The 21,395-nt window shown below is 48.3% G+C and carries 13 protein-coding genes; 8 read left to right on the top strand and 5 right to left on the bottom strand.

The genetic code is table 11. The annotated features are described in order from the left end of the window. Positions 1–182: 182 nt before the first annotated feature. Positions 183–7,952, top strand: coding sequence for an S-layer homology domain-containing protein (locus tag PSHG_RS28615; protein ID WP_010277772.1), 7,770 nt, complete (start codon positions 183–185; stop codon positions 7,950–7,952). Positions 7,953–8,256: 304 nt separating this feature from the next. Here the strand turns inward: PSHG_RS28615 and PSHG_RS21850 are convergent, their stop codons facing one another. From PSHG_RS21850 to PSHG_RS21840, 3 genes are all read right to left on the bottom strand, one after another. Then, positions 8,257–8,697, bottom strand: coding sequence for a hypothetical protein (locus tag PSHG_RS21850; RefSeq protein ID WP_052310088.1), 441 nt, complete (start codon positions 8,695–8,697; stop codon positions 8,257–8,259). Positions 8,698–8,802: 105 nt separating this feature from the next. Continuing rightward, positions 8,803–10,635: an ABC transporter ATP-binding protein gene (locus PSHG_RS21845; protein ID WP_010277767.1), complete on the bottom strand. Its 1,833-nt coding sequence runs from the start codon at positions 10,633–10,635 to the stop codon at positions 8,803–8,805. 60 nt (positions 10,636–10,695) lie between these two features. Then, a complete protein-coding gene (locus PSHG_RS21840) occupies positions 10,696–11,223 on the bottom strand; it encodes a hypothetical protein (RefSeq protein ID WP_010277765.1) in 528 nt (175 codons plus the stop codon). 181 nt (positions 11,224–11,404) lie between these two features. Between PSHG_RS21840 and PSHG_RS21835 the strand changes: the two genes are divergently transcribed. Continuing rightward, positions 11,405–13,696 (top strand): ATP-binding protein, encoded by a 2,292-nt coding sequence (locus PSHG_RS21835; protein ID WP_010277761.1) that lies wholly within the window; start codon positions 11,405–11,407, stop codon positions 13,694–13,696. Then, positions 13,650–14,417, top strand: a complete 768-nt coding sequence (locus tag PSHG_RS21830) for a response regulator transcription factor (RefSeq protein WP_010277759.1) — start codon at positions 13,650–13,652, stop codon at positions 14,415–14,417. The genes PSHG_RS21835 and PSHG_RS21830 overlap by 47 nt, the downstream gene beginning before the upstream one ends. 95 nt (positions 14,418–14,512) lie before the next feature. Here the strand turns inward: PSHG_RS21830 and PSHG_RS21825 are convergent, their stop codons facing one another. Continuing rightward, positions 14,513–15,415 (bottom strand): sugar phosphate isomerase/epimerase family protein, encoded by a 903-nt coding sequence (locus PSHG_RS21825; RefSeq protein WP_010277755.1) that lies wholly within the window; start codon positions 15,413–15,415, stop codon positions 14,513–14,515. A gap of 110 nt (positions 15,416–15,525) precedes the next feature. Then, positions 15,526–15,603: an OapA N-terminal domain-containing protein gene (locus tag PSHG_RS32030; protein ID WP_222860751.1), complete on the bottom strand. Its 78-nt coding sequence runs from the start codon at positions 15,601–15,603 to the stop codon at positions 15,526–15,528. A gap of 259 nt (positions 15,604–15,862) precedes the next feature. On the opposite strand from PSHG_RS32030, the gene PSHG_RS28610 reads away from it, so the two are divergent. The 5 genes from PSHG_RS28610 (at position 15,863) to PSHG_RS21800 (ending at position 21,330) form a co-directional block, all read left to right on the top strand. Then, the gene (locus PSHG_RS28610; protein WP_010277751.1) at positions 15,863–16,792 is read left to right on the top strand and encodes a Gfo/Idh/MocA family protein; all 930 of its coding nucleotides are present in this window, start codon (positions 15,863–15,865) and stop codon (positions 16,790–16,792) included. A 153-nt stretch (positions 16,793–16,945) separates the two neighbouring features. Further along, positions 16,946–17,755, top strand: coding sequence for a PP2C family serine/threonine-protein phosphatase (locus tag PSHG_RS21815; RefSeq protein WP_010277749.1), 810 nt, complete (start codon positions 16,946–16,948; stop codon positions 17,753–17,755). Positions 17,756–17,875: 120 nt separating this feature from the next. Then, positions 17,876–18,106 (top strand): hypothetical protein, encoded by a 231-nt coding sequence (locus tag PSHG_RS21810; RefSeq protein ID WP_010277746.1) that lies wholly within the window; start codon positions 17,876–17,878, stop codon positions 18,104–18,106. Continuing rightward, positions 18,064–18,399, top strand: a complete 336-nt coding sequence (locus PSHG_RS21805) for a hypothetical protein (protein ID WP_162137299.1) — start codon at positions 18,064–18,066, stop codon at positions 18,397–18,399. The genes PSHG_RS21810 and PSHG_RS21805 overlap by 43 nt, the downstream gene beginning before the upstream one ends. Positions 18,400–18,975: 576 nt before the next feature. Then, positions 18,976–21,330 carry an AraC family transcriptional regulator gene (locus PSHG_RS21800; protein WP_157213487.1) on the top strand — a complete coding sequence of 785 codons (2,355 nt, stop codon included), beginning with the start codon at positions 18,976–18,978 and terminating at the stop codon, positions 21,328–21,330. Positions 21,331–21,395 lie beyond the last annotated feature (65 nt).

Raw genomic sequence — 21,395 nt, 5'->3', positions numbered from 1 at the left:
ATGGGGACCATGTTGTCCCATTTGCACCAAGCTAATTTATAATTATTGGTAAATTAGAACATAAGTCCCAGAAAAGGTTGAACCTTCTGAAGCTTATGAAGCTGTACGCTTTCCGGTACAATTATTAAATTGGAAAAAGTTACATCGATTTATATCATTAAAAGAGTGGAGGGAATTAGGTTTTGCTGAAAAAAGCATGCATTCTTTTACTGTCTCTGCTGTTAATGCTTCCCACCTTTTTGGGCGAGGGAATGACGGCTGCGCTTGCGGCTGCCGGACAAGATCAGGATGAAAAGGCTATGCCGTTTAGAGATGAGATTCCAGGATGGGCGGTGGAAGAGGTTGTTGCATTATGGGAGCAGGGGATCATTCAAGGGTACCCCGATGATACGTTCGGCGCCAATCGTGACGTGACTCGTGCTGAATGGTTGGTGTGGCTAAACCGTATCGTTTCATCAGCTTCCATAGATGAGAGTGGGAACGAGCCCGTTTTTAGTGATGTACATAATCAGTGGTTTGCTAGAGAGGTTTATTGGGGGGTAAGGCAAGGGCTCGTTTCCGGCTATGAAGATGGGACTTTTCGTCCTGATCAGCCAATTACCCGACAAGAAGCAGCCGCTATGCTAAATCGGATGCTTGCTTATGACTTTAAGGGAGAATCCCGTTACGTTGATCATCTACAGCTGCCAGATTGGGCGGTTGATCATATTTACAGTTTATTTGAAGCCGGAATCATGAATGGCTATCCTGATGGCACGTTTGCCGGCGAACGTTTATTGACCCGCGCAGAATCCGCAGTTATGCTGCACCGGTCAGTGAAGAAAACGAACGGACTTATTCATTTTTACTCTTTTAATTCCGAAAATTTACCGCTCCCGGATGCTGTTGTATGGATCTATCCAAAAGGGAAAAAAGCTCCGGTATCTATAGGTAAAACCGATGCTAAAGGCTTGTGGCCGGTATCGCTGCCTGCGGGCGAATATGATGTCATTTTAAGCAAGGACAACCAGGTGGGGTATGAGAGAATTAAAATTGACTCCGTTCCACCTGCATTTCAGCAAATCCGAATTCAGTCAGCAGAAGCAGGTACCGTTTCTGGACAAGTTTTATATGAAGAAGATGATAAGCCGGCTTCTGGCGTCATTGTATCTTTGCAGAGCAATCCGGCTTTTTTGACTCGTACTGATGAGGAGGGAAAATGGCGGATACCCCTACTTCCAGATCGGGATTATCAAATGTCACTGCTGGAGCATGATTCATTTCAGTCAGTATTCTATCGTTCCACGTTGTCCGTTGCAGATCTATTGTTGAAAGATTGGAGCCAGCTTCAAACTCTTGCTCTACTGGATGAGGAAAGTCGGCAGGAATGCGACTGCAGATTGACAACGCTTGAGGAAAGCTACGTCTCGCCAGCAGCAGGAAAGCATAACAACCTTGGAATTCAATACCTGTCTAAAAAAGAGGACGGAACCAGACCGGTCAACCCTGGCTCCGGTTATTCCGGTGGGGGCAATGGTGGAGGACCGTCGCAGCCTGGCAATCCTGGAGAACCTGGAGAGCCTGGAGAACCTGGAGAACCCGGAGAACCCGGAGAGCCTGGAGAACCCGGAGAGCCTGGAGAACCTGGAGAACCCGGAGAGCCCGGAGAACCTGGAGAGCCTGGAGAACCCGGAGAACCTGGAGAACCTGGAGAACCCGGAGAACCCGGAGAGCCCGGGGAGCCCGGAGACCGTGAGCCGCCAGCAGTCCCGACAGGGCTGACCGCTGTTCCTGGAGATAGCGAAATCGCTTTAACCTGGACGGCCAATACGGAAGCGGATCTTGAAGGTTACTATATATATCTGTCAGAGGATGAGGGGGGGGCCTGGACACAAATAACGCTTGTTGGCGGGAGCACGTCTTATACTATTCACAACTTGGTTAATGGTATCCCTTACCGAATAGCGCTTTCCGCCTATGATCGCACAGGAAATGAATCGGCGCGCTCCAATGTGGTGCAGGCTGCCCCCGTGCCGATTTCCGAAATACCGCTGCCACCGGATCCTGCTGCCGTTGCACCCGAACTTCCTGTAACGGGAACTCCGCCATTCGTTGACTCTATAGATTTTATCTATAGGGGAGAGAATCCAATTCAGCAGGATGTGGACTTAGAATTTATTCGCAAAGACTATGCTGCTGTCGTACGCGGAAAAGTAATGGATCGGGAAGGACGGCCGATGTCTGGTGTGACCATCAGTGTATTGGACGAGGAGCGGTATGGCTATACGCTCAGCCGGAGAGATGGATTTTTTGATATGGTCATCAACGGGCAGGGGACTGTTACTCTCCAATACGAGAAAGAGAATCATCTTCCTGTGCAAAGGAAAGTAAATGTTCTTCCCAAAGAATTTATTAATGCCCCGGATGTTGCTTTAATTACATTGGATGATCGAGTGACTAAGATTGATCTGGATAACAGCAGTGATTGGCAGGTAGCTCAGGGCAGTGTTGTGACGGATGCGGACGGCTCCCGCCAGGCTACAGTTATCATACCGGGCAACACCACTGCAGAGATGATTATGTCCGATGGCAGCAGGCAGCCGCTGCCGGAGATGAATTTCCGCGCAACCGAGTATACGGTGGGAGAAAACGGCTATGAGGCTATGCCGGGGGAGCTGCCCTCGCTGGTTGGCTACACGTATGCGGTAGAGCTTTCAGCGGATGAAGCTTTGCAGGCAAATGCGGCTGAGGTCAGATTTAATCAGCCTTTATATCTGTACGTAGACAACTTTATTAATTTCCCTGTAGGTGAAATAGTACCTATTGGTTATTATGACAGGCAGCAGGCAGCCTGGATACCATCGGACAACGGTGTCGTTATAGGCATCGTGGATATCGTAAACGGCCAGGCGGCAGTGGATACGGATGGAGACGGTCTTGCCGATTCGCCGGAACGACTGTTGGAACTGGGCTTTGATAACGAAGAATTGGCGCGTCTGGCTGAGCTGTATGAGCCTGGAACCTCACTGTGGCGTTCACCGATAGAGCATTTTACACCGTGGGACTGCAACTGGCCGTATGGACCACCGGAAGGCGCTCAACCACCGCCTGATAAGGGGCCGGAGGACCAGCGTCCCGATGCAGAGGACTCCTGTAATCAGCAGGGCTCGATCATTGGCTGTCAGGATCAAAGTCTCAGCCAAGTAATCGGACTGCCGGGAATGGGCGGTTTAAGCCTTCATTATTCAAGCAAACGCGCTCCGGGCTATAAGGACCCCAGCATATTGGACATCCCGGTTACGGATGCTGATGTCCCTGAGCTGGTACAAGAAGTGGTTCTAACCGTCGAAATTGCCGGACAAAAGCATGTGCAAACGTTCGACCCTGCTCCTAATTTAAGTTATGCCTTTGAATGGGACGGCCTGGATGTTTACGGGCGTGCGGTTAACGGTAAGGCACTTTATAAAATTACGATCGGTTACAAGTATCCGATGCAATACTATTCTTCACCGGAAGGTTTTGCGCGAAGTTTTGGTCAGTTTAGCAGACAGCGTGGGGTAGCGGTTGGCGCGATCCGCAACATACCGGATGTCACAATTAATCGCACCTGGACAGGATATTTGCAAAGTCAGCAAAATGTTTATTCCGAACTGGGGGTCGCCGGTTGGAGTCTGAATCTGCATCATACTCTGGATCAAATGACACAGGATGTTTATACGGGAGACGGCAGGGAATTAAAGTCTTTCAGCAATGAATATGATCTGGAGATTTTCTCCCCGCGTGAAGGGTTTCCTCATGGCGTAGTGAGTGTGGATGTACACCAAAATGGCTATCTATACTTTTCTGGTGGAATAACCATAAACAACCGGATGGAGCAAAGAATATTTACGATGAGCCCTGAAGGAAATATAGAAGTATTGGCCGAAATGCCTTTTTACAATTTCAACACTTCGCTTTCAGAACTTAAAGTTGGTCCGGATGGATCGGTTTATGTAGCCATTACCAGGGCAGCCCGTACACAGATTTACCGATTGCCTTCAGGATCTGATCAATGGGAGCATATCGCCGGAGCAGCCAGCGATGGGGTCCCTCGGGAAGATGGCGCACTCGCAGTGGACATTAGTATCGGTTACATTGGTGACATGGATATTGCGGGAGATGGAACAGTCTATTTTCTTGTTTATCAAACCTTATACAGAATTGGAAGAGACGGCCGGCTGGGGAATCTAGGCGGGGGGCTGGCCATCCCGGGTGTTGCAGAAGGCGAGGCCACCCCGACAAATATAGGAAGGGTCGATAATTTTAGGATTGCTCCGGATGGCAGTTTATACCTCTATACTTATGGCACATGGCTGCGAAAGCTGACTCCGGAAGGCAGATTGGAACTGGTTTTCCGATTTAATTTTCAAGATCAACGCTATCCTGCGCTCTCAAATGGCATGCATGTTAACGAAAATCCGCGATTTAGTTCCGTAGTTTTTGAAATGGACGATTATGGTAATTTCTACCTAGTTAACCGAAGTGTGACTCCAAACGAATTATATATGCTCACACCAAGAGGAATTTTTTATAATATATCGGAAAAACATTTGACGGACTATCGATTTAATGAGAATAATTTTCGTGCAGTATCCAGCACAGGTACAATTTATGTTCAGGATTTTGGTACATCAACACCAATTAACCCAGAGGAATATATTCTCTTGAGTTTGAACCCTCATACGAATCTCGGACAATCCCGTTATGGAAATCTGATTCCTGACAATCAGGAGCAATTACTATATGAATTCGAGAGCAGCAGAGGATTGCATCAAGCGACTTACCATTCCGTCACAGGAGATTTGCTATACTCCTTCGATTATGACGATGTGGGAAGATGGATTCATCTTGAGGACAGATTCGGCCATGAGGTCAATCTTGAAAGAGATGAACATGGAGTGCCTCAAGCAATCGTATCCTCGAATGGTACCCGCATAGGCTTGACGGTTAATGAGCATGGCGAATTAATCGAGCTCTTCCAGCCGGACGGTGGAAAGTACATTATGGAATACGGGGAGAACGGATTGCTGACCAGAATGACTGGCCCGGGAGGCTACGACAGCATCTATGAATATAATGACCGGGGCCTGCTGATTGCAGCTGAGAATTCCAGCGGGCTAAAACAAACGTTAGATCGGCAGTGGCTGGATAACGGCTATGAGGTTACCCATACTTTGTTCGATACGGGAGCCTATACTTACCGGGTGACCCGTGATGGGCAAGGGCTTCTTTACAAGAGAAATACAGATCCGAACGGGGCTGTGATCGAGTCGTGGACACGCAGAGATGGCAGCCAGACGATTGAATATCCGGATGGTTCGACACTGGTTAAAGAGTTCGGAGAAGATCCCAGATTCGGCATGCCCGCCCCGGTATTAAGCCGCTTCAGTCATACGACGGCTGAAGGCAATGTGACAGAGGTGCGAGAGGTGCGGGAAGCAGTCATGCCTGACTCTTCCGATCCTCTGCATCTTTCGCAATATACGGTAACCTATACGGTTAATGGTGCTGTTACCACAGTCCAATATGATAAAGATTCAAGAACTTATACCGAAACGAGCGGGGAAGGCCAGGTGACCACTTATCGCCTGGATGAGAAAAGCAGAGTTATAGAACAGCAGGAAACAGGGCTTGCTCCCTTGCGTTTCAGCTATGATGAACAGGGCCGTTTAAGCCAGTTGGCTCAAGGGGATCAGGAGCTCAATTATGTTTACGACGACAGGACGGGCACGCTTTCTGTGGCGGATGCTGCCGGCTTCAGCAAACAATTCACTTACGATCAAACTGGAAGATTTACATCCATCGTGCAGCCGGAAGGCAGCACCTACCACAAGCAATTCAATGGATCCGGCCAAATGACAGGTCTGATTATGCCAGACGGCAGCGAGTATAAGATCGAACAGGATGCTTACGGCCGAATGACGCGTTTTGCGCCTGCTGGGAGTTTAGAGGCCGTAGTTAGGAACTTCTCGCCAGATGGCAACTTAAGCAGGGTAACATTGCCTGGTTCCCGAATGATAAACTGGGATTATGATGAGGGTGGCAGATTAACGGCTATGAACGACACTTTTATCCAGCGTCATTTTGAGTATGGGGATAGCACGGAAAGGATCAGCCGGGCTATTAGCATTCATGATCAAAAGGTGCAGAACCTTGATTTCACTTATCATGGAGGCAACCTTGCTTCTATGATTTGGAGCGGAGAAGTCAATGGAGAGGCTTTCTATGAATACGATTCAGCGTCTAACCTGGAATCTATTCATATGGTAGCTCCCGCGCTTCCTTCTTCCGGAAATCCTGAAGAGAGAGGAAGGGCGGAAGGGTATAGAGGTGAGTCTGTAACGGAGTCCGTATATGCAGATCGCTGGCACCATGGAACAGGGCAAAATGGGGTCGAAGCCGTGACCGGCTCCGTGCATGACAGCGTATACGTCGGGAATGTTCAGCTGCACTCAAGCGAATTAACCTATCAAATTGATCTGCAATGGAATAAAGATAGGCAAATGGTGCAATTCGGTCCGTTCATCTATGACCGAAGCGCCCCTGGCGGGAGAGCAGCTTCAATAGGAGATGGCCAATGGGAAGCCGATATCACCTATGATGAGATAGGACGCCGTGAAAAAGTGGTGTATTCATTGCAGGGTGATCCTATGTATACAGAAACATATCAATATAATGCAAGAGGATTGCTCGAACAAATTACAAGAGCTGCTCCTGAAGAAACTTCCCTTATCACCTATCGATATGATGGCAACGGACAGATTGAGGAAGTTAGCTATTACAACAACTCGAATTTGGAGCGGACGGAGATTTATAGCTACGACCAGAATCGTAACCGTACAAGTAAGAAGATCAACCAGGATGCACCAATAATAGCTCAGTATGGTGCTAATGACCGGCTTGAAATGCTGGGAGGCGCTGTATATCAATTTGATGCGGCTGGCTATTTGACTCAGCGGGATTCCTCGACGTTTGTGTATGGTGATCACGGGGAACTGCTGCAGGCACAAGTGGATGGGGGAGAAATCACCTTTGGGTATGATGCATTAGGACGCAGAATATTAAGAGAAGATAACGCGGTGCAGGCACAGTACATGTATAGTAATCCATTAATGCCTTTGCTGCCTACAGTAGAGATGTTGTCTACAGGCGAATCCACCGTGTATCTGTACGATGACAATGGATTGCTGTTGGCCCTGGAACGTAATGGCAAACGCTATTATGTCATTACAGATGGGACGGGGACCCCGCAGCGGGTGGTGGATGAAACGGGCAAAGTCGTTAAACAGATGCAGTATGATGCGTACGGTGTGAAGCTCTATGACTCCAACCCGGAATTCCATTTATTAATAGGCTTTGCCGGAGGAATGGAGGATCAGGCCACGGGTTTAATCCGCTTCGGACTCAGGGACTATGATCCGCAATCCGGGCGCTGGACAGCTATAGATCCAATGCTTTATGACAGCAATCAAGGGAACCTCTACACTTATGTGAATAACAATCCGGTTCAATTCCGCGATCCTTGCGGTTTAATGTGCGTAGGAGCCAGCGCTTATGCAGGAGCGGGTGGAGGGGTCCAATTATGCTTTACCTCCGATGGCATGTCGGTTTGTGGGGAACTGGGGTTTGGTGCGGGTGCCGGCTTGGAAGTGAATCCGTTTCAAGATTTGGCGGATAATGGTTTTGCCGTGCAAGCCAGTGTGGAAGCAGGAATCGGTCCCGCATCGATAGAGTGGGGATACGAGCTGGCCAATATTAATGACTGCTTCTCGCCAAGCAAGATTGGGGGAGCTAATCTCGGACCTCTATCATTTGATTTTACCGATCCTGCTAATACGGGCCTTCAGACATTTGAGGCCGATCAGCTTGTGAATCCAAAGGCCGGTGCGCAAGCCAAACTGGCAGGAAGGGTTTGCGGACAATGGAACTGGTGATGATCAATCGTCGTTGCCTCTAGCAATACAAAGTAAAACAAGCAAGGACAGGACCGCTAGGGTTCTGTTCTTGCTTGTTTAATGTTATTTCAAAACGACAAAACAGCCGAGAGAAAGTCCCGACTGTTTTACCTGATCATGCCAATCATGAGTCCTGAAGTTTTAGTTGGCCTTAGCCGGAATGATGACGCGGCTGGCTTCGCTCTCCTTAAGCTTTTGCAAGAAGGAAATTTTAGTGCCGTTTTTTTTATCAAATGAAGGTCTAGCTGGATACATGGATATTCACCTCCTTTCATGTGTTCGTCTATATACGCAAATATTTCATCAGCTGTCCAATATCTTGAATGTATCGATTTTCTTCTATATTTCGTTGGCTGCTCTGTCTGACACCGGAACGCTTGGCAAATTTGCTGTACAATCGGTTAAGGTAACGGTGATCGGCCAGGGCATAGAATTGGACCTGCTTGACCTCTGGGTTTTCCTCCAGGATATGTTGGAGGATGCTTCGAAATCCTTCATAAAATACTCTTGATTTCCGGTAGTCTGAAGCCAGGATAGCAGTCTCAATCGTGAGCAGCATCTCGCCTGAATCCGGCTGCTTGCCGTATTGGTATTGGATAAAGGCAATTAGTTCTCCCAAGTCATTCTCAACCAGCATAATTAGCGTGTCCGGCAGTGTCTGGATAAGATGCAGCAGGGCTTCATCCAGCATGTAATCCTCATTAAGCTCTTTGCTGTTGTTCAAATAAAATCTCGTGAACCGCGCGTAATCAGCATCTTGTATACAGCGCCTGACCTGTATCCGAGCTATAACGGCCACCTCCTTTAGAGTAAGCTGCCTCTCTCAGGCTCAGCGTACTGCTTTACTCGCATTTGCTTGTTCCATTTGCTGGCTCCACATGGAAGCGTACAGCCCGTTATTCTTAAGCAATTCCAAATGGCTTCCGCTCTCGGAGATTCGTCCGGCCTTTAATACAAAAATTTGGTCGGCCCCGGCAATGGTAGACAACCGGTGGGATACGATGATGATCGTATGCCGTCCTGTTAACTTCCGGATGGTACTGGTGACTGCAGCTTCCGATATTGGATCGAGCGATGCGGTGATTTCATCGAGCAGCAGCAGGGGCGGCTTCCTCAACAAGGCACGTGCTAACGCGATCCTCTGTTTTTGGCCGCCGGATAAATTGCTGCCAGCCTCTTCTACTAACGTTTCATAGCCTTGCGGGAGCCGGGTGATGAACTCGTGAATATCGGCTTGCTGCGCCGCTTCTATTACTTCGTCGAGGGTTGCTTCCGGCTTGCCGAGCTTCAAATTGTACAGCAGTGTGCCGCGGAAGAGATAGCTCTCTTGAAACACAACGCCGACGCTCTGCCGCATCGCTTCCCCATCGATCCGGCTGAACTCTACCTGGTCCAGAGTAAGACTTCCGCTTTGCTGCTGGAGCAGGCCGAGCAGCATATGCAGAATCGTGCTTTTGCCGGAGCCGCTCGGACCGACAAAGGCAGCCATTGTACCGGCCGGAATGGTGAAGGTGAGGCCATCCAGCACAGGCTCACCGGGATGATAGCTGAACCGAAGCTTATCTGCCTTAAGAAAAGGCGGCTGAGTAAGTACGACTGCCTGGCCGGCTCTATTGTTTGCTGTTTCAGTAACATTTTCCACAAACCCCTCCCGGTTGAGTTCGCCAACTGTGACCGGTATGGCATCCTCTGTTTTTCCGAGTACAGACTGTTTATCATCCAACAGCTTAGACAACCGCTCCAAGCTTACCTGGGCATTTGCAAAGGAGGGCAGGATAGCGGTCAAATTGTACACCGAATTCCCCATAGAAGTGTAAATCGTAAAAAATGCGACTAATGCTCCAAGAGTGATGCTGCCGTTAAGCGCAAGATAAGAGCCAAAGCCAATGATTGTAAAGTTGACGGCCAATAAGCTGACGATAGGCAGGCGGTCGAACGCTGCGGACACTTTATTTTTACGGTACTGGCTGATAAAAAGCGAGGACAGTCTTTCCTCGAATCTGGATATGAAAGATTTTTGCAGACTGAACCCCTGAATGACATTGCGCCCCTCCAGGCTTTCCTGCACATCTCCTGCCATCTTATCCAAGCCATTGCGGTAATCGGCAAAAGCGGCACGTGCCCGGCTGCCAAGCAGATAAGGCGCCAGATAGATGATGCTGGCTCCCGCCATTATAACGAGTGCCATGCCCCACTGCAGAGTGAACAATACAGCAGTGCTGATCACGATGATAACCAAAGATTGCAGCCCTATGGTCAGAATAGAGATCATGGCTGCATCAACAGCAGGCAAATCAACCGTAAAACGGGTCACGATTTCGTTATTGGCGCCGGAAGCACTAGAGCGGGTATCCAGCCGCTGGATTCGTTTAAATAATTGGAGGCGAATCTTCTGCTGCGCCATAGCGCTTATTTTTGCCAAGATCCGGTCGCTAAGCCAGCCACAGCTCACACCTAAAGTTCCGGCAATGCCGAGAACTGCCAGTATGAGCCAAAAAGCATGGATATTATTCGGTTCAATGGCTTCGTCAATCATAAATTTAAAGCTTAGCGGAGCTAGGGCTAGAACGATAATTTCAATCAGGGCGGAGAGAAGAAAGGCAGTAAACCGCCAGCCGCTTGGACGGAGGAAGCCGGCAAATTGACGAATAACACCCCACATGGTGACACCTTCCTTGCTGTCTTCAAACTAACAGGTTTTCGTCGTTAAAGCCCATCCACTCTAGAAAAAGGGGCGTTTCTTGAACCTGTCCAGATAAGTCTTTAACTCATCTAAAGAGACACGATATTCATCAATACGGGATAATGATCCAGCTGAGTTATCTACAATCCGAGTCGCAAATTTAGAAAACAGTTTACGGTAATCCTGCCGGTCTGGAGCCCAAAACCGGAGTTCTTCTACAGCTGTTTCCTGCACAGCCAAGTGTTCCAGCAAAAACTGCAGGCCCTGAACGAACAAGCCTGTACGGCGATGGGCTTTGGTAATATAAACGGATTGAATTTGGATGATTTGTTCATCTTCGTAGTCTCGCTCACCAGTCCCATGAATGTAACCGAACGCCCCTGCCAATTGATCGTCTTCATCAAAAGCCAAAATGGCCTCTTTGCCCATCAGCATAGGGCTGGCTATATAGCTGAGAGCTTCAGGAAATGGATAGGGCAGTCCCAAATCGGTATAGTGCTCAAGTATAAAATCCATATAGGTATTATGGTACATATAAGTTGAACAGACAGAAAAATAATAGTTCATGCGGTCTAGTCTCCTCAACATTCCCGGTAGTCACTTTCCAGCTTTAATCTTATCAAGCCTAGTTTAAGTTTTGTTTAAGTTTGCAAAATTAACTTAGGTAATCTTACCTAGGTTAGCCATGGGTCTGTTATAATGAACGAAAGGTAACGGGTAGACGGGCTTAGGAGGCGGATGGAAGGCTTTGTTGATAAATTCTAAAAATCCTGTAGAGCAGCGGACATCCGGGTTTGGAAAATGGGCGCTGTATGCTCTGCTTTTTATAATAATTGTGGTATGGGTTCCCCTGCCTGCTTTTGCTGCACGTTTAGGGGATGATAAGTCGCCGCTTTTACGTGATGAGGCCTCACCGGAAAACGAAGCAGCATGGTTAGATAAAGCGAATCAAGGCGAGCTGGATCTGTCAACGTGGCTGCATGAAGGCAAACAGACAGCAGCTGCTTTAGACGGAGAATGGGAGTTTTATTGGAACAAATTGTTGGAGCCTGAAGACTTCCAGAATTCAAGGCTCCACGATTCAGGGAATATTCTTCCCGAGCCGCAGATGGTTCCTGTGCCTAGTCCTTGGACGGATTATATAGCCAAAGAATCTGGAGAAGCGCTGCCGAACGAAGGCTATGCCACTTTTCGTCTTCGTGTGTACCTTTCGGAGACGCTCACCCAAAACCTGCAGACGCTGGGAATCTACCCGAAAAGCATCGCATCCAGCTACCGGATATGGATTAATGGAAGCGATAAGGGCGGCAACGGCATAGTAGGTCAAGATCGTGCCAGTGAGGAACCGGGGAGTTACCCCAAGACGATCTATTTCGAGCCGCAGGCGGGATGGAATGAGATTATTATCCAGGTGTCCAACTTCTCTCAGAGAAATGCGGGTATCTGGCAATCCGTAGAGTTTGGCACGGCCGAGGCGATTTCATGGCTTCGTGTCGCGCGAGTTTCCGCGCAGGTTTTTATTGTAGGTATTTTTTTCGTAATGGGTCTGTATTACTTATTGGTTTATTTTAATCGGAGGCAGGAGCTATCCGCCTTATTTTTCGGTTTGCTTTGTCTTTCTGTAGGCATCCGCACAATTGTGCTAGGGGAATCGACAGCGCTGTTCCTGCTGCCCGGATTGCCCTGGGAGTGGGTGGTAAAGACCGAGTATCTTTCAATTAGCATGACAGCACTGACGTTGCTTTTGTTTGTACATCGGGAGTACCCGCAGGAGTCTTTTAGTTTGGCTCCACGCGTAGGAGTGACGGTTATTCTGGGGTGCATGAGCCTCATCTTGGCTCTTCCGGCCTATGTATACACTTATTATTTAACTAGTTTCATATGGGGCGTACTGCTTCCTGTGCTTCTGTACTGCACTTACATCTATGGGCTATCGGCGCTTCGGCGGCGCAAGGGTTCGTTCACCAATGCGATCGGATTTTTGTTTTTCACGGTGTTCGCTTTAAATGATATGTTGTTTTACAGCGGGTTCTTGTCTACGGATGATTTGCTCTCGATCGGTTTGTTTGCGTTTTTGTTAACGCAAGCTCTCAACTTATCGGCACGTTTTTCACGGGCAATGCTGGAAACAGAGAGGCTGACAGCCGAGCTGCAGGAGAGCAACCGCTCATTGGAGTGTACTGTGGAGGAGCGCACCTCTTCACTAAGGGAAAGCAATGAGAAGCTGCAAAAAGCGTACGAACGTATGGAAGACATGGAGCAATTCCGGCTTCGCCTTCTATCCAACATTTCGCATGAGTTAAAAACACCGATCACATCGATCAAAGGCTTTGCCAAGGCATTACGGGATGCGATTATTACTTCCGAAGCCCCTAAATATGCGAATCGAATCTATGAGCGGAGCCTGCTCCTGGAGCGGCTTATTCATGATTTGATAGAGCTGACCAAACTTGAAACCAAGCAAGCGCAATTTCATATGATGGAGGCTCGGCCGAAGGCTTTTTTCAAAGATTTGTTTGTCAAGTATGAGTGGGAGCTGCAGGAAATAGGGATACACAGTGAGCTGGTGCTGCCGCAAGAAGAGAATACCGATAAAAAATATATAGTCCTTATAGATAGAATTCGCATCGAGCAGGTGCTGGCTAATCTGGTGTCGAATGCCATACGGCATACTCCGTCCGGAGGAAAAATCAGTCTAATTTTACGGTTGGAGGAGCCAGGGGAAACTGCCGTCAACAGTGGCCGGGCGATCATTACGGTTAGAGATACGGGAACAGGAATTGAACCTCAAATGCATAAGATTATTTTTGAACGGTTTGGCCAGGCCATCCAGCCTCTAGGGACAGATCACCAAGGAACGGGCCTCGGTCTTGCCATTTGCAAGGAAATTGTCCATTATCACAACGGTGAAATTTGGGTGAACAGTGAACCGGGTGCAGGCAGCGAATTCAGCTTTTATCTCCCGATGGATAGAAAAGGAAGTGATGACACCGATGTTTTCCCAAGCGCTCAAACAAAACCAGGACATCCTGATTATTGAAGATGATGAGGATATTGCTGATTTAATCTCCATTTATTTGCGCAGTCAAACCTATTCAACGAGAACAGCCCCGACTCTGATGGCGGCTTCCCAAATGTGGGCAGAAAGCAAGCCTGATTTAATTATTTGCGACATTATGCTGCCTGATGGCCAAGGAACAGAGTGGGTTCAGGCGATCCGGCAAGAAAGTATGGTTCCCATCATTTTTCTGAGCAGTCTTAGCGAGAGAGAGGACATTATTCGGGGGTTGGAGCTGGGTGGTGATGATTACATTACTAAGCCATTCGACCCGGATATTATGGTGGCCCGGGTTAAGGCCCGGCTGCGTAATACCCAGTCTCCGTCTCAAAGGCAGCAGCAGGCTCAACCCGGAGCTAGGCGAGGAGCTCCAACAGGTAAAAAAAGCGGAGTATGGAGCGACGGTCGTCTTGAGCTTTCCTTTGAGGGCTGGGAGGTTATGTTGGGTGGACAGGCGGTGACTTTATCTACAAAGGAACGACAGCTGTTGTTCTTCTTGGCTTCGCACCCGGGGCAGGTGTTCAGTGTAGAACAACTCTATGAACAAATTTGGGGCATGGATGGCTGGAGCGACCAGCGAACGGTGATGGTCCACATTAGCAACCTGAGACGGAAAATTGAGGATGCAAGCGGCTCACATCGTTATATTGCCACAGTCCGTGGGATCGGCTACAAATTCCAGCCTTCTACGAAAGTTCTTTAAGAAGGAAGCTGCCCGACCCGGTTGAATCGGGGAACGGACAGCTTCCTGGATTAAAGCTTGGCTAAAAGGGCGGAACCAGTTATAAAGTGAACCGATTATAAAGTGCCTTTTGCGTGTTCCCCACGGACAATAGACAGACAGTAGTTGCCGATCTCCACGCCTGTTTTGGCTACGGTATCTCTAAGCTGATCCGGAAGGAAGGTGAACTCTTTGTGAGCCTCATAAGTAAAATCCCCTTCATAACCGATCTCAGCCAGCACCGGCAGCACCTTATGCCAATCGACGGTTCCGTGGAAAGGATACATATGATAATCATCACTTCCGTCATTGTCATTGACATGGGTAGCCTTCAGACGTTTGCCGAGAGTTCGCAGGGCTACCGTTTGGTCTTTGTAGAGGAAGTTGCCATGGCCGAAATCCCAGCACGCTCCCACTTTAGAATCCTGGTAATCATCGATCAGCGCGACGAGCTCGCCGGCATGAGCGGAGAAGCGTCTTTTCGTACGGGGCCCTTCAATCATATTTTCAAAAGCGATTCCGACATTGTGCTTAATTGCAAGCTCGACCACCCAATCATGCATTTCATGGTTGGCCTTCAAGTTGGCCTCAACATCAAACAAAGTCGCTTCCTTTTCCTCAATTGGATGCAGGACTGCCCATTTTACGCCAAGAATGGAGCTCGCGATAATGGAGCGCCTCATCATTTCACGATAATTGTCCTGCATTTCCGGCTTCAGCTCCGAGTCCTTGGTTCCGATAAAAACGGGGTGGGACTGGGTGAACTCCACTCCCAGCTTTTCCGCTTGTTCCCGGACACCCTCAATGAGTTCCTGCCAATTATCTTTAGCGAGATCGGTTCTTCCCCCCAAAGCTTGGCAAAAATGAATATCCAGCACGCGGTAACCGGCGTCGAAGCATCTTTGCACCGATTCCTTGTATGGGATATAGCCTCCTTCCGGGATTACTCCAAAAATATGAGTCGTTGTCGATAAACGCATCTTATTCATCCTCCCGCAAAATCATTTGTCCAGCATTCCATTCTCCTAAAATTATCGAAACCATTGTCAATACTGGAATAAAATCAGTGCCAAAAGTCAACAAAACAAAGTCACGTTAATGGTACACCTAACCCCAGCATGTGTCTATGAGCCGGAGGCAGTTTTTGAAAAAACGTCTGCTTTACCATAAAGGAGGAGCCATCTGTTGTAATTTTGGCGAATCCAATCTATAGGCAATTACCAGGGAATTGTTGTAAAGTAATAGTATAGGATGTTAGAGGGAGTTCTAGAATTTGGTAAAGGATTCATAGAAAATATTGAAATACTAGGGGTATTTTAGGTGAATACCAGAGTGAAAATGGCGGGACAGGGAAAACAGGGATAGAGAAAAGTTTTCGGAAGCAGCAGACCATCCTGAAATCGTGTATAGAAAGGGGAAGATCAGCTATGAATTTTGCTTTAATCGGCTGCGGTAATATGGCGGACATTTATGCTAAGAAGATTTTCAGCTCCGACACGATGCGGCTGGCCGCCGTTTTTCACAGAGAGCAGGAGAAAGCGGAACGGTTTGCCCGGCCCTATGAAGCTAAAGCGTATTCGAACTACCAGGAAATGCTTGGAAATCCTGAGGTTGAGGCTGTAATTGTAACCGTTCCCACTTTTCTTCATAAAGAATTCGTATTGGAAGCTGCACGCCATAAAAAGCACGTGCTCTGTGAAAAGCCGCTGGCCTTGAATTCATCGGATGCCAGGGAGATGAGTCGAGCCTGTGAGGAAAATGGGGTTCGCTTATATGTGGCCCAGGTTGTCCGCTTTTTTCCGGAATATGCAGCTATCCGCCAGGCCGTGAGCAAAGGACAAGTCGGACAGCCCAGATACGTTCGGGCTAAGCGTCTGACGCATAACCCGTCTGTGGGAAGCTGGTACGCAGATACGACCAAAAGCGGCGGTGTCGTGCTCGACCTGATGATTCATGATCTCGATTTTCTCCAGTGGACCTTCGGTCCGGCAAAGCTGAGAGAGGCACGGCAAACCAAAAACGATAAGCTGCACCATGTTGTAGTGGAGCTGGAGCTCCGGAATGGGCTGCGGGCAGAAGTGGAAAGCATGTGGGGCTATACGGGACCTTTTACTACGTCTATTGTCGTTTCCGGGGCTAAGGGGGAGCTTCGCCATGACAGCACCTCGGGCTCAGAAGGAGAGGAAGGCGTAGAGGTGCCTGAATTCCATGAAGGGGAAGACCCTTACCTCCAGCAGATTGAGCACTTCAAGCAGGGCGTGGAACAGCAGCAGCCGTTTATTGTCGATCCAGAGGAAGTTATCCAAACGATGGAGCTTGTCGAGCGTGTAACTACTTTTTTGCAGACTCGCTCGTAAAACGTTTATAGGCAAAATACTGCTGTAAAGAGCAACCGCAAGGCAAGAGCATAACTAAAACCGCGTAGAAAATCTCGTGCTTGACCAGAGGCGGTTTATATTAAAACCACCAGGATAAGCTGTTTTCAGCAGAGAGGGGGAAGTCGAAGTCGCATGAAGCTCGATGTTGTCTCTTTTAGAAGCCCTAATAAATCGAAAATTGAAGACGCTTACGCTATTAACTCTAACTACAAAGTGATGGCTGTCTTTGATGGAGTTACCCCGCTACCAACAGCCCCGCCGCCTGATAGTAATGGGGACAATGGAGCAAGGAAAGCCTCCCGGCTGTTTAAAGCACATTTTGAGCTGGACCTTGTCTCTATCGATTTGGTCGCTGAGCTTACAACAGCCAATGAGCAGCTGAGGCAATTAATGCTGGCGGAAAAAATAGACTTGACGCACAAGCAGCATCTGTACTCCACCTGCGCTGCCGTAGTGTGCATAGAGCAGCAGCTTCTCCGCTATGCGCAGCTAGGCGACTGCATGATTCTTACGCTAAACCGGCAGGACGAAGTGCGCGTATTGACCCGCAATCAGGTGAAGGGAATCAACCAGCGGGCCGTAGAGAAGAGGGAGCGTGATCGGAATCAGGGCCTTTCAGTAGCTGAAGAAACGTTTTATGCTGATTCCATCGAAACGGCTTCCTACTGTCGTCATATGGCTAACACGCCAGAAGGCTATGGAGTAGCTAACGGTCAGCCTGAAATGACTGCGTATATCGAATCAGGCGAGATTCCCTTAACTGGAATCAAGGCTGTGCTGCTAATCACGGATGGCTTGTTCCACCCTGATTTAGAATTGGAGGATGTCATTCGTCGGGTTGAGCGCCGGGGTCTTGCTGCTTATGCTGACGAATTGGATCAATTGGAAGCTGAGCGTGGACTGCATCGGGATGACCGGACGGGCATTTTTATCCGTTTTTAATTTTGGTGGACGGTAGCAATCAAAACTGTTGCCAAGCTCAAATAAAAAGCGCTGGTTCCGGGCCAATATGCCAGGGACATGCGCTTTTTAGCAAATATGGCATTAGGTGCGGCCTTTTACATGGCGCATCCATTTGATCAGACGTATACGTTTTTGACCCCGTACCAGTGGAGGGGCTTTACTGGAATTGAGGTCTGGAACGGGACCTGGCATGGCCTGGATCAGGGAGTAAACGAGCAGGGCTTCCGTTTCTGGGATGAAATTAATATCCGTGGCGGGCCCAGCCGGGAAGCTCAGGTACGGGGCCTTTGGCAGGCAGCGGATTTGCTTTCTCCAATCCGATATGGGTAGAAATGGATGCTAACGAGGAGTCCAATGCTGCTGCTGTAGAGCAGCTGGAATATGGCAATGGCAGCATGGGCCAGGTAGTTTCGGCCTTTGGTATTCCTATATTGGAGATAAACAGTGAACAATTTGATCTTAACGGGCTAACGGTTCAAGTAAGCGATGGAGCCAGCGTGACGGATATGCAATGGACTGAGTTGTTTCCAGGCGATCCAACCAAAGGACTGCTGCAGATTACGGTAACAGCGGAGAATGGCTTGGAGAGAACTTACACCTGCCGGACCCGGCTAGTTTTTTAGAAGAATTTAGAGGAATTTGGAAGAATAAACGGCTCCAGTCCGGCTCAGTCTTCCTCAATCTTTCCAATGCAGAGGTTAATCCATACGTGCTATGCAGAGATTAAGCGATAAGTTGCTATAATGAAGGGGTTGTCCAGTAATTCAGTGAAAACTGATGCTTGGACAACCTTTTGTTGCAGATGGCTGTAAGTTAGGAGGAGCCTATTCATTCACCTTATACCTATTTCAGCATTTTGCATAAATCCCAGCGGAGCTTCAATCAAACAAGATATAGATCAAAACGGTTTTACTTTGTCTATATCTTGTTACCGCATGTGGATGAAATCGAATTATGCAAAATGCTCATTTAGTAGTTTACGCAGTTAAAATATCTTCCCGGTAATGTCAGGAATATGGTACACTGCATTAAGAAATCCTGCTCAAAGCATGGCAGGAGCCCTTAAATTATGTCTGCGCGCTTGAGAGATTCAAAAATGTCGCTTGAGAGATTCAAAAAGCGTTGTACTGGCGCCTAATTGTTCAGGGGAGACAATCTCCCTGAGATGCCCAATGAAAACCACCGCGGAGGGAATGACCGTGAACTTCATTCGTATGTACAAGTCCCGCAAGTACTTGCGCCGGATATTAATAGCTGTACTCACGTTTCCTTTTGTGCTTGTGACCATATTCTCTCTAACTTTATATATGAAATCCCGGGATACGGCGCTGAACATCCAGTCCGAAGCCGACAGGAAGATTATGGCACAAATCAATTACAATATTAAATCCATGAATGAAATGGTAGAGACACTGGCCAAATCCGTTTATTTGGATACGGATATGGTCTCTTTATTGTACGGACAGGATGAAAATATTTTCGAGCTGCCTTCCAAAATGCTGAGACTGGAAAAGCTGGTTTCATCCACTTCCTTTATGCACTCGATTATTATCTACAATGCGAATACTGGTAAATACTATTCAACTGATTCTCTGTTTCAGCAAAATGCTAACGGAGAGAGAGAACGGCTGGATCAGTTCCTGCATACCCGTGATTCGGTGCGGCGTCTCCAGCTTATCCCGATCAGCTATGAGGATTCGGGGATAGACGGGGAAAAGGCCAGCATTGATTTGTTCGGTTACTTAATGTATGGCTCCGAGCAGTCTCCAGCCGAACATTCCTCCAGTATGGTTATCCTGGCTGTAAAGCCGGAGTGGTTGTTTGACAATTTGCAGATGCTGAACGAGCTTAGCGGCTACGGAGAGAGCAGCATTGTCATTGTCAATGACGAAGGGGAATTTTATACCCGTCACGAGCTTCTTCCTGCCATTGATCCGGATGAGCTGGGGGAGGCGTTGTTTGCCGATCCGGCCCCCGGCTTCGGACAATTCGTTTACACGGTTAAGGACAGTCCCCACCTCGTCAATTACATGAAAACCGACTTATATGGCTGGTCCATTGTCAGCATACGCCCTTATGAGGCTGTGCTGGGCAGCATCTATCAAATGCGTGGGCATTTTGTGCTGATCACCGTTCTGTTTTTGCTGTTATCTCTTGTCGCGGCATTCCCGGTATCGCGCAGGCTCTATGGACCTTTGGAAAATATTTTGAAGCAGTTAAAGCAGGTTCCATCGTCTGCCTTAGCCGGAATGCGTACGGGAGACCAGGACGAAATGAAGTATTTATCCCAGCTCCATACTCATGTTTTCCGCAAAATGGATGAGTATGAACGGGACAGAGACGCCAAGCGCTCTATAGTAATCAACTATCAACTGAGAAAGCTGATCCTGGACAGCACAGCTGAGAACGAGCAAACCTTTCGCCAATGGATAGAGGATGGGCAGCTTAGAATTGCCGACACAGGGCCTTACCTGATTATCGTCCTGAAAATCGATGACTATCAGCAATTTTTGCAGCTGTCCCCGACGGATAAAAGGCTGCTGTCCTTTGCGACGGGCAATATATCTGAAGAGTTGCTGCTCCAGCTTGTTCCGGTTGAGTTCGTAGATATGAAGAATGACCAGTTCACTTTGATAGTGAGCGGGGCTGGGCTGGAGTCTGAATTAATGGATAAGCTTATTCCGGTACTGCACAATATTCAAGGAACCTTGAACCAATTATATGGTTTATCCTTGACTGTGGCTGTAAGCCAGCCTGCGGCTGATTATAGGGAATGGACGTCACGATATGGCGAAGCCCTTCGCAGCCTTGCATACCGGATGGTTTTTGGCAAGCGGGCGATCATTACTCCAGAGCGGATCAAGGAGAAGGAAAGAAACGATACCTTCCCGAATACGGTTGAACTGGAGAAGAGGTTGAAGGAAAATCTGAAATCGATGCAAATGCAAGCTCTTGCAGCGGATTTGGACGAGCTTGTTGGCCAGGCATCCAGCTCGAATATGGATAATATCCAGCACTGGATTCTTCATCTGCTTGTAGTTATCCGGGGCACGGTTATGGAAATCAACCATAACCGGCTGCTGCCTGTCGATCTCGATTGGCAGGACAGCTACCGGCGGGTGCTTGAGGCAGAGACGCTGGAGGAGGTGCGGGAGCAGTTCATGGACATGTTCACCAAGCTTGGAGAACAGCGGAATTGTTCAGGTGAAGAAAAGAAGGACGCGCTCGTAGAGACGATCCGTGAATTGATTGATGCCCATTATATGGACATGGACCTCAGCCTGCAAAGCATCTCCGCCATGCTCAAGATGTCATCCGCTTATGTCGGGAGGCTGTTTAAAGCCAATACATCAATTACCGTTACGGAGTATATCCATAACGTCCGGCTTGATAAGGCGCTGGAGCTGCTGGAGGAGAAGGACTACAGCATTAATGAAGTGATGGAGAAGGTTGGCTACCGGACACAAAGTCATTTTTTCAAGCTGTTCAAAAACAAGCACGGAACCACACCGCGCGAATACCGGTTGAAGAAGAGCCTATTGGCTCAAGAGTAAAGCTGCGAGTCCAGAGTAAAGCCGGCGACTCCAGAATATTAGAGGAATAACGAGAGGGCCTTTCG

The sequence above is a fragment of the Paenibacillus senegalensis JC66 genome (assembly GCF_000285515.1).
GTDB classification, from domain to species: domain Bacteria; phylum Bacillota; class Bacilli; order Paenibacillales; family NBRC-103111; genus Paenibacillus_L; species Paenibacillus_L senegalensis.
This window is presented reverse-complemented; position numbering and strand designations above follow the sequence as displayed.

Bases quoted from the DNA above. Each gene is read 5' to 3' on its own strand.
- PSHG_RS21845 (WP_010277767.1), bottom strand. From the start codon at position 10,635: ATGTGGGGTGTTATTCGTCAATTTGCCGGCTTCCTCCGTCCAAGCGGC.
- PSHG_RS21840 (WP_010277765.1), bottom strand. From the start codon at position 11,223: ATGAACTATTATTTTTCTGTCTGTTCAACTTATATGTACCATAATACC.
- PSHG_RS21830 (WP_010277759.1), top strand. From the start codon at position 13,650: ATGTTTTCCCAAGCGCTCAAACAAAACCAGGACATCCTGATTATTGAA.
- PSHG_RS21825 (WP_010277755.1), bottom strand. From the start codon at position 15,415: ATGCGTTTATCGACAACGACTCATATTTTTGGAGTAATCCCGGAAGGA.
- PSHG_RS32030 (WP_222860751.1), bottom strand. From the start codon at position 15,603: ATGGTAAAGCAGACGTTTTTTCAAAAACTGCCTCCGGCTCATAGACAC.
- PSHG_RS28610 (WP_010277751.1), top strand. From the start codon at position 15,863: ATGAATTTTGCTTTAATCGGCTGCGGTAATATGGCGGACATTTATGCT.
- PSHG_RS21815 (WP_010277749.1), top strand. From the start codon at position 16,946: ATGAAGCTCGATGTTGTCTCTTTTAGAAGCCCTAATAAATCGAAAATT.
- PSHG_RS21810 (WP_010277746.1), top strand. From the start codon at position 17,876: ATGGCGCATCCATTTGATCAGACGTATACGTTTTTGACCCCGTACCAG.